At 71.8% G+C, this 13,783-nt stretch carries 15 protein-coding genes; 14 read left to right on the forward strand and 1 reads right to left on the reverse strand.

Going from position 1 to position 13,783, the window contains the following annotated elements; translation table 11 throughout:
* Entirely contained in the window at window positions 1-768 is a 768-nt protein-coding gene (locus tag G5T42_RS05535) for a hypothetical protein (protein WP_165126572.1), read from the forward strand.
* Window positions 710-1,339, forward strand: a complete 630-nt coding sequence (locus G5T42_RS05540) for a hypothetical protein (protein WP_165126575.1) — start codon at window positions 710-712, stop codon at window positions 1,337-1,339. Before G5T42_RS05535 ends, G5T42_RS05540 begins: the two co-directional genes overlap by 59 nt.
* Window positions 1,340-1,360: 21 nt before the next feature.
* Here the strand turns inward: G5T42_RS05540 and G5T42_RS05545 are convergent, their stop codons facing one another.
* Complete coding sequence (locus G5T42_RS05545; RefSeq protein ID WP_165126578.1) at window positions 1,361-1,753, reverse strand: phage holin family protein; 393 nt, start codon at window positions 1,751-1,753, stop codon at window positions 1,361-1,363.
* A gap of 99 nt (window positions 1,754-1,852) precedes the next feature.
* Here G5T42_RS05545 and G5T42_RS05550 point away from each other — a divergent pair, with 99 nt between their 5' ends.
* From G5T42_RS05550 to G5T42_RS05605, 12 genes are all read left to right on the forward strand, one after another.
* Window positions 1,853-2,956 (forward strand): histidinol-phosphate transaminase, encoded by a 1,104-nt coding sequence (locus G5T42_RS05550; protein WP_165126581.1) that lies wholly within the window; start codon window positions 1,853-1,855, stop codon window positions 2,954-2,956.
* Window positions 2,957-2,960: 4 nt separating this feature from the next.
* Window positions 2,961-4,121: a thiamine pyrophosphate-dependent dehydrogenase E1 component subunit alpha gene (locus G5T42_RS05555; protein ID WP_241245968.1), complete on the forward strand. Its 1,161-nt coding sequence runs from the start codon at window positions 2,961-2,963 to the stop codon at window positions 4,119-4,121.
* Window positions 4,118-5,140, forward strand: a complete 1,023-nt coding sequence (locus G5T42_RS05560) for an alpha-ketoacid dehydrogenase subunit beta (RefSeq protein WP_165126584.1) — start codon at window positions 4,118-4,120, stop codon at window positions 5,138-5,140. Before G5T42_RS05555 ends, G5T42_RS05560 begins: the two co-directional genes overlap by 4 nt.
* A 13-nt stretch (window positions 5,141-5,153) precedes the next feature.
* Window positions 5,154-6,533, forward strand: coding sequence for a dihydrolipoamide acetyltransferase family protein (locus tag G5T42_RS05565; RefSeq protein WP_165126587.1), 1,380 nt, complete (start codon window positions 5,154-5,156; stop codon window positions 6,531-6,533).
* 117 nt (window positions 6,534-6,650) lie between these two features.
* On the forward strand, window positions 6,651-7,664 hold the full coding sequence (locus tag G5T42_RS05570; protein ID WP_206535715.1) for a zinc ABC transporter substrate-binding protein: 1,014 nt from the start codon (window positions 6,651-6,653) through the stop codon (window positions 7,662-7,664).
* On the forward strand, window positions 7,661-8,506 hold the full coding sequence (locus G5T42_RS05575) for a metal ABC transporter ATP-binding protein (protein WP_165126590.1): 846 nt from the start codon (window positions 7,661-7,663) through the stop codon (window positions 8,504-8,506). The genes G5T42_RS05570 and G5T42_RS05575 overlap by 4 nt, the downstream gene beginning before the upstream one ends.
* Complete coding sequence (locus tag G5T42_RS05580) at window positions 8,503-9,426, forward strand: metal ABC transporter permease (protein ID WP_165126593.1); 924 nt, start codon at window positions 8,503-8,505, stop codon at window positions 9,424-9,426. The genes G5T42_RS05575 and G5T42_RS05580 overlap by 4 nt, the downstream gene beginning before the upstream one ends.
* A 9-nt stretch (window positions 9,427-9,435) precedes the next feature.
* Window positions 9,436-9,849 carry a transcriptional repressor gene (locus G5T42_RS05585; protein WP_165126596.1) on the forward strand — a complete coding sequence of 138 codons (414 nt, stop codon included), beginning with the start codon at window positions 9,436-9,438 and terminating at the stop codon, window positions 9,847-9,849.
* Between the two features lie 40 nt (window positions 9,850-9,889).
* On the forward strand, window positions 9,890-10,858 hold the full coding sequence (locus tag G5T42_RS05590) for a permease (protein ID WP_241246049.1): 969 nt from the start codon (window positions 9,890-9,892) through the stop codon (window positions 10,856-10,858).
* A complete protein-coding gene (locus G5T42_RS05595; protein ID WP_347104304.1) occupies window positions 10,851-11,633 on the forward strand; it encodes a TIGR03943 family protein in 783 nt (260 codons plus the stop codon). The genes G5T42_RS05590 and G5T42_RS05595 overlap by 8 nt, the downstream gene beginning before the upstream one ends.
* Window positions 11,623-13,083: a hypothetical protein gene (locus tag G5T42_RS05600; protein WP_165126602.1), complete on the forward strand. Its 1,461-nt coding sequence runs from the start codon at window positions 11,623-11,625 to the stop codon at window positions 13,081-13,083. The genes G5T42_RS05595 and G5T42_RS05600 overlap by 11 nt, the downstream gene beginning before the upstream one ends.
* Window positions 13,080-13,751 carry a DNA-3-methyladenine glycosylase gene (locus tag G5T42_RS05605; protein WP_165130094.1) on the forward strand — a complete coding sequence of 224 codons (672 nt, stop codon included), beginning with the start codon at window positions 13,080-13,082 and terminating at the stop codon, window positions 13,749-13,751. The genes G5T42_RS05600 and G5T42_RS05605 overlap by 4 nt, the downstream gene beginning before the upstream one ends.
* The last annotated feature ends 32 nt before the right edge of the window (window positions 13,752-13,783 follow it).

A 13,783-nucleotide genomic window follows, 5' to 3' on the forward strand; every position in this document is an offset into this window, starting at 1 on the left:
GTGGGCGATCTCGATATCCGCAGCGGCGGAGTCGTCGCGGTCGACACGAGTGCGCTTCGGGCGGCCGCCGAGCGGCTCGCAGGGCTGGGGGACGATCTCGACGACGTGGGCGGGACGTTCGGCCGGGCTGCGGGAGCGATCGAGGTGCTGCCTCGGGCGGAGACGAGCGCGGCGCTCGCGCGCACGCACTACGCGCGGGAGCGGTCGGCGCGACTCGCCGATGATGCGAGGCGGATCGCGTCGATGCTCACCGAGCTCGCGGCCATGTTCGAGACCGTCGAGCTGCGCGCCGAACGGTCCGCAGCCGAGGCCGCGGGCGACTGGGCCGCCGTGGAGCGGATCGACGGACGGCTGGCGCAGCTCGAGCGCGAGCATCCGCTCGCGGCGATGCGGGCGTCGTGGGCGGGGCTCGGGCGCGACGCGCTGTGGGCTGGTTCCCTCATCGGGCAGGGCGCGGTGGTGGGCTCGTGGCTGCTGCCGGGAGGCGGGCTCGCGGCGGGCGTGCTGCTGTCCGGCCTCACGGGCTCCGTCCGCTCCGCGGGGGGTGGCACGGTCGAACGGGGGTCGGCGCTCGCCGGCGCTGTGCCCCCCCGTAGCGCTGCGCGAGATTGCGGGGGTGAGCGACCGGAATGCGCCCGCCACCCTCGCCGCCGCGGCCGGGCGCATCCCGAGCGCGGAGGGGAGCCGCATCCGGGTCGAGCGCTACACGATGCCGGACGGCACGCGCCAGTACGCCGTGTACATCCGCGGCACCACGGGCGACGGTGACGAGGGCGAGGCCTTCGACATGACGTCGAACCTGCAGCTCTACGCCGGCGAGCAGGCGGCGTCGTACCAGGCGGCGGTCGCCGCCCTGCGAGAGGCGGGTGCGCAGCCGGGTGACGTCGTCCATGCCTTCGGGCACTCGCAGGGCGCCATGGTGGCCGCGCACCTCGCCCTCGAAGGCGGGTTCGACACGCAGACCCTCGTGACCTTCGGATCTCCCGTCGATGCGCAGGTCGGTGAGGGAACGCTCAGCGTGGCCCTCCGCCATCGCGACGATCCGATCGTCGCCCTCGCGGGCGGCGGCTTCGATGCCGGGGTGGGAGCCGCGGGGAGCTTCGTCGCCGAGCGGACGGTCGATCCGGCGGTGAGCCCGAACGACGCCGACCCCATCCGTCCTCACGGCATGACGGCCTATGAGGAGACGGCGGCCATGCTCGACTCGTCCACCGATCCCCGCATGGGGGCGGTCCGCGACCGGCTGGCCGAGCTCGCGGATGCGACGTCGGTCAGCGTGAGCGAGTACGCGGTCGAGCGCCTGCCGGCGGCGCCGTCCGAGTTCGAGACCTGCGGATGAGCCGGCCGGCGGCGACGAGGGTCAGTCGCGCCGCTTGGGGCGCAGGATGATGCCCGCGATCCAGTTGATGATCGTGATGATGAGCGCTGCGACGACGCCCCACCAGAAGTCCTCGACCCGCAGGCCCCAGTTCCAGAAGCTCGTGAGCCAGGCGGTGAGCCACAGGAGGAACGCGTTGATCAGCAGGCCGATGAGGCCGAGCGTGAGGATGTACAGCGGGAACGCCAGCACCTTGATGACGGTGCCGATGATGGTGTTCACGAGCGCGAAGATGGCCGCGACGATGAGCAGGGTCAGCACGAACTGCAGCGTGTCACCCGGAGGGAAGGCGATCACGCTCACCTGCAGAGCAGGCATGAGCGTCACGACCCAGATGGCGAAGGCGTTGACGACGACGCGGATGAGGAAGCCCATAGTGCGGCCAGTCTCCCACGCTCCGCCGCACGGGTGAGAGAGCTCGCCGGGCGAGGGCGGCCGTGTCGCGGCATCCGTCGCCCTCTTAGACTCGGGAGGGTGACCGACGCCCCCGTCCGCATCCGACCCGAGATCGCCGCGCTGCCGCCCTACAAGCAGGGCACGCAGGCCGGCCCGGGCGCGTACAAGCTCTCGAGCAACGAGAACCCGTTCGATCCGCTGCCCGGGGTGCTCGAGGCCGTGCAGGGCGCGACGGCTCTCAATCGGTATCCGGATGCCACGGCCACCCGCCTCCGCGAGCGACTCGCCGACCGCTTCGGCGTGAGCCTCGACGAGGTGCACGTCGGCGCGGGCAGCGTGTCGATCCTCGCGCAGCTCATCCTCGCCGCGGCCGGTCCCGGCGACGAGGTGCTGTACGCCTGGCGGTCGTTCGAGGCCTACCCCGGACTCGTGCTCATCGCGGGGGCGACCCCCGTGCAGGTGCCGCTCGCCGCGGGCGCGCGGCACGACCTCGACGCCATGGCCGCTGCCGTGACCGAGCGCACGCGGGTCGTCATCGTGTGCAGCCCGAACAACCCGACCGGCCCGATCGTCGGGCACGACGAGTTCGAGGCGTTCCTGGCGAAGGTCCCGAGCGATGTGCTCGTGATCCTCGACGAGGCCTATGCCGAGTTCGTCACCGATCCAGGCGCCGTCGACGGCCTCCGCGTGCTCGGCGGTGAGGGCCACGCCAACGTCGTCGTCCTCCGCACGTTCTCGAAGGCGTACGGGCTCGCGGGTCTGCGCGTCGGCTACGCGATCGGACACCCCCGCATCCTCGATGCGGCGCGCACGACCGCGATCCCGCTGTCCGTCACGGCACACGCCGAGTCGGCGGCCCTCGCGAGCCTGGACGCCGAGCCCGAGCTGCTCGAGCGCGTCAGGGTCATCGCCGAACGCCGAGATGCTCTCGTCGCGGGCCTTCGCGGCGCCGGGTGGACAGTGCCCGAGGCGCAGGGCAACTTCGTCTGGCTCTCGACGGGCGCCGAGACGCTCGACATCGCCCAGCGCTTCATCGAGGGCGGCCTGGTGGTCCGGCCGTTCGCGGGCGACGGCATCCGTATATCCGTCGGCGAGCATGAGTCTGTGGACAAGGTCCTAGGGATCGCGGCATCCATTGTCCAGACCCTCCCAGAAGGCCATCCAGGGCGAGGGTTAGCGTAGAGAGGTGACCACGACCGAAGACTCGGTTCCACTCCACCCCTCTGCGATCGCGGACTCCGCGGTCGTCCGGATCCTCGCGGCCGACGGGACGTTCGCGCCCTCTGCGGCCGCCGAACCCTACGTCGAGCTCGTCCGGTCGCTGAGCGATCCGGAGCTCGAGGGCCTCTACCGCGACATGGTGCTCATCCGGGCATTCGACCGGCAGGCGACCAACCTGCAGCGGCAGGGGCAACTGGCCCTCTGGCCGCCGAGCCTCGGTCAGGAGGCCGCCCAGGTCGGCTCCGCTCGCGCGGCGCGCCCCCAGGACCACTTCTTCCCGTCGTACCGCGAGCACGTCGTCGCCCGCATCCGCGGGGTCGATCCGATCGACATCATCCGGGTGATGCGCGGGCTGACGCACGGCGGCTGGGATCCGACGGATCCCCGCAACGGCAACATGCACATCTACACGCTCGTGCTCGGCTCGCAGACGCTCCACGCGACCGGCTTCGGCATGGGCCTCGTCTTCGACGGGCGCTGCGGCACGGGCGACCCCGAGCGCGACGAGGCGGTCGTCGTCTACTACGGCGACGGCGCATCGAGCCAGGGAGACGTGCACGAGGCGATGGTCTTCGCCGCGAGCTTCCGCACGCCCGAGGTGTTCTTCCTGCAGAACAACCAGTGGGCCATCTCGGTGCCCGTGTCGACGCAGTCGCGCTCGCCGCTCCACAAGCGCGGCGAGGGATACGGGATGCCGAGCATCCCGATCGACGGCAACGACGTCCTCGCGAGCTACGCCGTCACGAAGGTCGCCCTCGACGAGGCGCGCGCCGGCGACGGCCCCCGCGCGATCGAGGCTCTGACCTACCGGATGGGCGCCCATACGACGAGCGACGACCCGACGAAGTACCGCACGTCGGACGAGGAGCAGTCGTGGGCTCGCCGCGACCCCATCGACCGGATGCGCGCCTTCCTCCGCGGTCGCGGCGCCTCGGACGCCTTCTTCGCCGACGTCGAGGCCGAGGGTGAAGCGGTCGCCGACGACGCCCGCGTCCGCACGACGCAGCTCGGGACGATCCCGGCCGACACGATCTTCGACAACGTGTACTCCGAGGCGCATCCCCTCGTCGAGCAGCAGCGTCAGTGGTACCACGAGTACGAGGCATCCTTCGGGGAGGACTCATGACCATCTCTGAGACACAGCCGGCCACGACGCCCGCCCCCTCGGGCCTCGAGACCCTCCCCTTCAGCCGTGCCCTGAACGCCGGCCTGCGGCGGGCGCTCGCCGAGAACGACCGCGTCCTGCTCATGGGCGAGGACATCGGTCCGCTCGGCGGGGTCTTCCGCGTGACCGAGGGCCTGCAGGCCGAGTTCGGCCCCCAGCGCGTCATCGACACGCCGCTCGCCGAGTCCGGCATCGTCGGCACCGCTATCGGCCTCGCGATGGCCGGCTTCCGGCCCGTGTGCGAGATCCAGTTCGACGGCTTCGTCTTCCCCGCGTTCGACCAGATCACGTCGCAGCTCGCGAAGATCACGTACCGGCACGAGGGCGCGCTTCAGATGCCCGTCGTGATCCGGATCCCCTACGGCGGGCACATCGGCGCCGTCGAGCACCACCAGGAGAGCCCCGAGGCGTACTTCACGCACACGCCGGGCCTTCGCGTCGTGAGCCCCTCGACACCGAACGACGCGTACTGGATGATCCAGGATGCGATCGCGTCGCCCGACCCGGTCATCTTCCTCGAGCCGAAGAGCCGCTACTGGCCAAAGGGCGAGGTCGACACCACGGCGCGTGCGCTCCCGCTGCACGCCTCGCGCGTCGTCCGCCGCGGCACGGACGTGACGCTCGTCGGGCACGGCGCGATGGTCACGACGCTCCTGCAGGCGGCGGCGCTCGCCGAGTCGGAGGGCACGAGCTGCGAGGTCATCGACCTGCGATCGCTCTCGCCCGTCGACTACGGCCCGATCCTCGACTCCGTCCGCCGCACGGGACGCATGGTCTACGCACAGGAGGCGCCCGGCTTCACGAGCCTCGGCTCCGAGATCTCGGCGACCGTCATGGAGAAGGCGTTCTACGCGCTCGAGGCACCCGTGCTGCGCGTGTCCGGCTTCGACACGCCCTTCCCGCCGGCGAAGCTCGAGGGCAAGTACCTCCCCGACGCCGACCGCATTCTCGAGGCCGTCGACCGCGCCCTCGCCTACTGACCAGGAGACCCGGATGACGACCCAGACCTTCCTCCTCCCCGACGTCGGCGAGGGTCTCACCGAGGCCGAGATCGTGCAGTGGCGCGTCGCGCCGGGCGACCCGGTCGCCGTCAACGACGTCATCGTCGAGATCGAGACGGCCAAGTCGCTCGTCGAGCTTCCGTCGCCGTTCGACGGCACGGTCGGCGATCTGCTCGCGGCCGAAGGCGAGACGGTCGCCGTCGGTGCGCCGATCATCACGATCGCGGCGGGGGCTCCGCAGGGGACGGATGCCGCGGCCCCCGCGGGTCCGAGCGTCGTGGGTCAGAGCGAGCACGGCGCGCCGATCGAGCCAGAGGCCGGCGGCGCGGTGCTCGTCGGATACGGCACGGGCGGGCAGGTCCAGTCGCGGCGGAAGAAGCCCGCGGTCACGGCGCAGCAGCGGGTCGAGGCATCCGTCGGCGTCGTCGCGAAGCCGCCCATCCGCAAGCTCGCGCGCGACCTCGGCGTCGACCTCGCCGCCGTCACGCCGTCGGGTGCTGCGGGCGAGGTCACACGAGACGACGTGGTGAGGCAGGCGTCGCAGGCGAGCGTGTTCCGCAACATCGAGACGCCCGCGTGGCCCGAAGTGCGCGAGGAGACGATCCCCGTGCGGGCTCCGAGCGCTCCGGCTCCGGTCGCGACTTCGGAGCGTCCCGCCGAACCGGCGGGCGACCGTGAGGAGTCGATCCCGGTCCGCGGCGTCCGCAAGGCCACGGCGAACGCGATGACCTCGAGCGCCTACACGGCTCCGCACGTGTCGGTGTGGGTCGACGTCGACGCGTCGCGCACGATGGAGCTCGTCAAGCGCCTCAAGGCCTCGCCGGACTTCGCCGACGTCAAGGTCTCGCCGCTGCTCATCATGGCGCGGGCCGTCATCTGGGCCGTCCGCCGCACGCCGATGGTCAACGCCGCGTGGATCGACACCGACGACGGGGCGCAGATCCGCGTGCGGCACTACGTCAACCTCGGCATCGCCGCCGCGACGCCCCGCGGCCTCCTCGTGCCGAACATCAAGGACGCGCACGACCTCAACACGCGCGAGCTCGCGCGCGCCCTCGAGAAGCTCACGCTCACGGCTCGCGAAGGCAAGACGACGCCCGCCGACCAGCAGGGCGGGACGATCACGATCACGAACATCGGCGTCTTCGGCGTCGACGCGGGCACGCCGATCATCAACCCGGGCGAGGTCGGGATCGTCGCCCTCGGGGCGATCCGGCAGAAGCCGTGGGTCGTCGACGGCGAGGTGCGCCCCCGCTGGGTGACGACCGTGTCCGGCTCGTTCGACCACCGCGTCGTGGACGGCGACGGCGTCTCGCGCTTCATCGCCGACATCGCGTCCGTGCTCGAGGAGCCCGCGCTCCTCCTCGACTGACCGCCGCCGCACCTTCGGCGGCGCCGGCAAGGGCGACGCCGGCCGGCGGATGCCCGCAGTCGCCGTTTTTCGAGGCTCCGGTTTGAGAACGATTATCAATAGCCTTACGATGGGTGCATGCCCCGCCGAGTGACCGCCGCCGCCGCGCTGGCCGCGGCATCCGTCCTCGTCCTCACGGGATGCTCGTCGGCCGGCTCCGCCGCGGGGGACGGCCGCGTCCAGATCGTCGCCTCGACCAACGTGTACGGGCAGATCGCGGAAGCGGTCGGCGGCGACGCGGTCGACGTGACGTCGATGATCCGCTCCGCCGCGCAGGATCCGCATTCCTACGAGGCGAGCGCGCGCGATCAGCTGACCGTGAGCCGGGCCGACCTCGTGATCGAGAACGGCGGCGGTTATGACTCGTTCCTCGACGGGCTTCTCGATGCGACCGAGACGGATGCCCCGGTCCTCACGGCCGTCGAGTTCTCGCACGACTGGCCCGGTGGCAGCGCCCACGACCACAGCGCCGACGACGATGGCGCCCACGACGACAGCGGGTCCGGCGAGGCGCACGACGACCACGCCGATCACGCCGAGGGTGAGCACGGCCACGACCACATCGAGGGCTTCAACGAGCACGTCTGGTACGACCTGCACGCCATGAGCGACCTCGCGAAGGGCATCGCGTCGCAGCTGGGGACGCTGCGTCCCGAAGAGGCGGACGTCTTCGAGGCGCACGCCGCCGACTTCGCCGCGTCGCTCGAGGAGCTCGAGGCCGAGCTCGCGGCGCTCGACGCCGCCCACGGCGGCGCGCAGATCTTCGCGACGGAGCCGGTCCCGCTGTACCTCACCGAAGCCGCGGGCCTCGAGAACGTCACGCCCGGCGCGTTCAGCGAGGCGGTCGAGGAGGGGCAGGATGTCCCGCCCGCGACGCTCCTCGCTGGCCTCGACCTGATCCGCTCGGGCGACGTGCGGGTCGTCATCGTCAATTCGCAGACGGGCGGGGTCGAGACCGACGCCGTCATCGCCGACGCCGAGCAGGCCGGCATACCGGTGCTCGAGTTCTCGGAGATCCTGCCCGAAGGACTCACCTACGTCGACTGGATGCATCGCAACATCGACGCACTCGGAAAGGCGCTGGACAGATGACGGATGCCTCGGCCCCCGCGCTCGCGATCTCGGGCGCGGCGCTGCGGCGCGACGGCCGCGAACTGTGGGCGGGCCTCGACCTCGAGGTGCGCCCCGGCGAGCTGATCGCCGTCCTCGGCCCCAGCGGGTCGGGCAAGACGACGCTGCTGCGGGCGATCCTCGGGCTCGAGGACCTCAGCGAAGGGACGATCACCGTGCTCGGCGAGAAGGTGCGTGGCCGTGGCAGCCGCCGCATCGGCTACATCCCGCAGCAGCGGCCGCTCCCGCGTGAGACGCCGCTGCGCGGGCGCGACCTCGTGACGCTCGGCGTCGACGGCCACCGCCTCGGGTTCCCCATCCCGCGCAAGGGCGACCGCGCACGGGTCGACGCCCTGCTCGACGCCGTCGACGCCCGCGACTTCGCGGACCGTCCGGTCGGCGAGCTGTCCGGCGGCGAGCAGCAGCGCCTGCGGGTCGGGCAGGCGCTCGCCGACGATCCTCGGCTGCTCCTGTGCGACGAGCCGCTGACGAGCCTCGACCTCGCCAACCAGCAGGCGGTGATCGGGCTCATCGACCGCCACCGCCGTGCCGCGAACGCCGGCGTCCTCCTCGTGACCCACGACATCAACCCGGTGCTGAGCTCGGTCGACCGGATCCTCTACCTCGCGGCGGGCCGGTTCACTCTCGGCACGCCCGACGAGGTGCTCAACTCCGAGACGCTGACGGCGCTGTACGGGGCGCCGGTCTACGTCCTGCGGGCGGGCGATCGTCTCGTCGTCGTGGGGGCGCCCGACGCCGAGGAGTCGCACCACCACCATCACCACGACCTGCACGACGACCCGGGGACGGGGGCCCACGCATGAACTGGTCCGACGTGTGGGAGGCGATGTTCGGCGGAGTCGCGGACTACGCCGAGATCCTCGGCCTCGTCGCGAACTCGATCGTCGCGGGAGCGGTCCTCGGCCTCGTCGGGGGGCTCGTCGGCGTCTTCGTCATCCAGCGGGACATGGCCTTCGCCGTGCACGGGATCGCGGAGCTCTCCTTCGCCGGCGCGGCCGCAGCCCTCCTCATCGGCGTCGACGTCGTGACGGGGTCGATCGTGGGATCGCTCATCGCCGCCGCCATCATCGGCGTGCTCGGAGCGAAGGCGCGCGACCGCAACTCGATCATCGGCGTCCTCATGCCGTTCGGGCTCGGCCTCGGCATCCTGTTCCTCTCGCTCTACAACGGTCGCTCCGCCAACCGCTTCAGTCTCCTGACGGGCCAGATCGTCTCGGTCCAGAGCGGCCAGCTCGGCTGGCTCATCGTCATCAGCATCGCGGTGCTCCTCGGACTCCTCGCGATCTGGCGGCCCCTGCGATTCGACTCGCTCGACCCGCAGTCGGCGGCGGCCCGCGGAGTGCCGACGACCGCCGTGTCCCTCGGGTTCATGCTGCTGCTCGGGCTCATGGTCGCCGTCAGCGTCCACATCATCGGCGCCCTCCTCGTCATGGCGCTGCTCGTCACACCCGCGGCGGCGGCCATGCGCGTGGCATCCGGTCCCCTCGCCGTTCCGCTTCTCTCGGCGCTCTTCGGGTTCGTCTCTGCGGTGGGCGGCATCCTCCTCGCCGTCGCGGGAACCCTGCCTGTGAGTCCGTACATCACGACGATCTCCTTCGTCATCTACGTCGTCTGCCGCGTCGTCGGGTCGCGTCGCGGGCGGGTCGATCGAGCGGCTCGGGATGCCTCGGCCGGCGTGTCCGACGGTGTCGGCGCCCAGGGCGCTCCCATGGCCCGCGGGTAGAATCCGGGCATGGTCCAGCGCAACACGTGGCAGCGCGAGCGGGTGCGCGAAGCACTCGCCGATGCGCGCGGCTTCGTGAGCGCGCAGAGCCTGCATGCGACCCTGCGCGACGAGAACACGGGCATCGGCCTCGCCACCGTGTACCGCGCGCTCGCCGGTCTCGCGGCCCAGGGCGACGCCGACTCGCTGCAGAGCCCCGAGGGCGAGAGCCTCTACCGGGCGTGTGCGACGCGGGGTCACCACCACCACCTCATCTGCCGCTCGTGCGGCATCGCCGTCGAGATCGAGGCATCCGACGTCGAGCAGTGGGCGCGCGCGACGGCGGCGGCCAACGGCTTCACCGAGGCCGAGCACGTCGTCGACATCTTCGGGCTCTGCGCATCGTGCACCGCCGCCCGGGCGAGCGAGCGTGACGCGGACTGAGCCGAAGGCGGTCGAAGCTCCCTCCACCGCGGGGCGCACGATCGTCTGGCTGGCCATCGGCGCGGGCTTCATCGCCCTGCTCTTCGCGATCGACGCCCTCGCTCCCGCGCTCTACCCTGTTTCGCTCCCGACCCGCGCCCAAGACGGCCTGACGCTCGCGCTCAGCGTGCTCATCGAGTCGCTGCCCTTCGTCGTCCTCGGCGTCATCCTGTCGATCGTCGTGCAGGTCTGGGTGCCTCCGGGCGTGCTGGAGCGGTGGATGCCTCGGCGGGCGTGGGCGCGGCGCGCCGTGCTCTCGCTCCTCGGCATGATCGTGCCGGTGTGCGAGTGCGGCAACGTGCCGTTCGCCCGCGGCCTGCTCATGCGGGGATTCTCGGTGCCCGAGACGCTGACGTTCCTCATCGCGGCGCCGATCGTGAACCCCATCGTCATCATCACGACCCACCAGGCCTTCGGGTTCGACGACGGCATCCTCGTCGCGCGGATCCTCGGCGGGTACGCGATCGCCAACCTCATCGGCTGGCTCTACAGCCGCCACCCCGATCCGGACGCCCTCCTCACACAGCGTTTCCGCGACACGTGCGAGGTCGTCCTGCACGAACCGGGCGGCCGGGGGCGGCGGAGCCTCGCGCAGTTCGTCATCGAGCTGCGCGCGGTGCTGCCCGCCCTTGTCATCGGGTCGGCCCTCGCCGGCGCCGTGCAGGTGCTCATCCCGCGCGACGCGCTCCTCGCGATCGGCTCGGACCCGGCGCTCTCGATCGTCGCCATGATCGCCCTCGCGATGGTCGTGTCGATCTGCTCCAACGTCGACTCGTTCTTCGCGCTGTCGTTCGCATCGACCTTCACGCCCGGGTCGATCGTCGCGTTCCTCCTCGTCGGGCCGCTCGTCGACGTCAAGATGCTCGCCCTGCTGCGCACGACCTTCACGACCCGCGTGCTCGTCGGGCTCGTCATCGTGGTGGTGCTGTCCGCCTTCGCGATCGGAACGGCGGTGAATCTCCTTGTCTGACCCCCACGTCCAGACCGGCGGCCGGCGCCGGCACCGTTCGCTGATCAACCGCTGGCTCGGAGTCGGCCTCGCCGCGGTCCTCGCCGTCATGACCCTGACGCTCGCGGCGACCGGCCGCCTCGGTCTGTACCTCAACCCGGACTCGACCTGGTTCGCCGTCGGGATGGCAGTGGTCGTGCTGATCGGCGCCGTGCTCACGTTCGCCCTCCCCCTGGGCGCAGAGGACGACGACCACGCGCACGGAGGACACGAGCCGCACCGCCGCAACCCGATCGCGGTCGTGGCCACCGGGGTGGGCGGGGTCGCGGCATCCGTTCTCGTCCTCACGGCCCTCGTGGCCCCGCCCGCCTCGCTCTCGGCCGAGCTCGCGATGTCGCGCGACATCGACGCGCCGCCGCTCTTCGCGGGGGCGGATGCCGTGGCGCTCGCCACCACGGGAGACACGGCCGAGTTCGGGGTCGGGGAGTGGTCGACGGTCTTCGCCACGGCGACCAATCCCGACGCGTACGACGGCGACCCGGTGACGCTGACGGGCTTCGTGACTCCGGGCGACGACGGCTTCGACCTGACGCGCCTCGTCATCACGCACTGCGTCATCGATGCGCAGCCCGCCAGCATCCCGGTCGACGCGGCCGCCACGCAGCAGGAATCGCCCGCGACCGGGCAGTGGGTCACGATCACGGGAACCGTCCGTTCGAGCAGCGACGGGCGCCTGGCGATCGTCGCCGACTCCGTCGAACTCGTCGACGAGCCGGGGGATCCGTATGAGTACTGAGGCACGGGGCGCAGCGCCTCGGGGTGCACCACCCACCCGGCGGGCGCGGGCGCGCAAGCGCCGAGGGCGCGAATTCGCCCTCGCCTTCGCCGGGGTCGTCGGCGTGCTGCTCGTCGCGGGGCTCGCCGGCGCGGCCGCCAGCACGGCCCAGGGGCCGCGGGTCACCGACCGCCACGTCGATCCCGCCGCGGCGGTCGCGGCATCCGGAGCCCGGCTCATCATCACGACGACGCAGGCGCTCGCCGAGGTCGACCCCGGGCAGGTCACGGTCACGCCTGCCACGCCGTTCGCCGTCGACACCGCCGGACGCAGCGTCGGGATCCGCTTCGCGCTGCCGCTGTGGGACGACACGAAGTACATGGTGAAGATCGAGGGCGTGCGCGGGCTCGGCGGCGGGCCGGACACGACGATCACGCAGACCTTCCGCACGGGCGAGGAGTCGTTCTTCCTCCTGCAGCGGGGGGACGACGAGGACACGATCTTCCGCTCAGATCTCTCGGGCGAGAAGGCCGTCCCCGTGTTCCGGCACGCGCACATCGAGGACTACCGGGCCACGTCGTCGCACCTCGTCGTGTCGGTGCGTGAGGACGAGGGGTCTGCCGAGACCATGGGCGAGATGGACGGCACGACGAAGCTCATCGTCACCGACCTCGACGGCGAGCATCAGCGCACTCTCCCCCTCCCCGGCGACGGCGCAGTGACGAATCTGCAGAGCGCCGACCGCGGCGACCTCGTCGGCTACACGTTCACCGACGCGGACATCGGCGCCGACGGCGGTCGCGAGAGCATGCTCTTCACGACGTCGCTCAAGGACCCGGACGCCGAGCCGCAGCCGGTCGAGGTCACCGGTGCCGACAACCGCGTCGTGCAGTGGCGCTTCGTGCCCGAGACCGACCGGCTGCTCTTCGTCGGCTTCGACGGCGCCCTGTGGCTGGCCGATGCGACGGGGACGGATGCCGCGACTCTCGGCTCCGCGCTGACGCTCGACGGCGTCTCGGGCTCGACGGCCATCGTCGACCGAGCCGACGGCCTGCTCGCGGTCGATCTCACCGATGGCAGCGAGCGGCCGCTCGCGACGCCCGACACGGAGTACGGCCAGCTGCGGACGGTCGTGCCGGTGCCGGGCGGCGGGACGGTGCGCCTGTACGCCGAGCTCGACGAGAACGGCATCCCCGGCGCCTCGATCGTCGTCTTCGTCGCCGACGACGGGACGAGCAGCGTCGTCACACGCGTTCCGGTCTCGGACGCCGTCATCCGCACGTGCGTCTCGCCGAACGGCCGCTATGCCGCGACGACCGTCGCACCAGACATCATCGACAACCCGTACGACCAGTACCTCCTGCCGATGCCCGAGCGCGTCGAGACGCACATCGCCGAGATCGCGACCGGGGACGAGGTCGTCGCCCTCTCGGCCTTCGACTCGTCGTGGTGCCGGGTGCCGCCGCAATGACGGCCGTTGCGCCGGAGGTGCGGCCCGCTCGCCGGGAAGAGCTGCTCGGCCTCCCCCTCGAGGTGGCCCCCCTGCTGCTCGGGGGGATCCTCCGCACGGAGGTGGAGGGCGAGGAGGTCGCCGTGCGCCTGACCGAGGTCGAGGCATATCACGGCCTCGGCACGGGAGAGGTGGCAGACCCTGGCTCGCACGCTCGCATGGGTCCGACACCGCGCAATGCGACGATGTGGGGTGAGCCGGGTCACCTCTACGTCTACCTCAGCCACGGCATCCACTCGTGCGTGAACGTGGTGTGCGGCCCGGAGGGCGTCGCCGGCGGAATCCTGCTCCGCGGAGGCGAGGTCGTGGAGGGGACGGATGCCGCGCACCGCCGCCGTCCGGCGGCTCGGACCGCGCGCGACCTCGCGCGGGGTCCCGGGCGCCTCGGTGATGCGGTGGGACTCCGGCATCCGATCCACGACGGCATCGACGTGATCACCGGCGAGCCGCGGGCGGGCGCTGTTGCGCACCTCGAGCTGCTCGTCGAGCCGCTGGCCGAGATCTCGACGGGCCCCCGCGTCGGGGTGGCCGGACACGCGGGGACGGCGGCGTTCCCGTGGCGGTTCTGGATCCCGGGCGAAGCCACTGTTTCGGCGTTCCGCTGGGGGCGCGGCGCCGCCGACCTCTGACTCGTCGCGCTAAGGGGGCGCGGCGCGGCCGA

Source organism: Microbacterium sp. 4R-513, assembly GCF_011046485.1.
Taxonomy (GTDB): Bacteria; Actinomycetota; Actinomycetes; order Actinomycetales; family Microbacteriaceae; genus Microbacterium.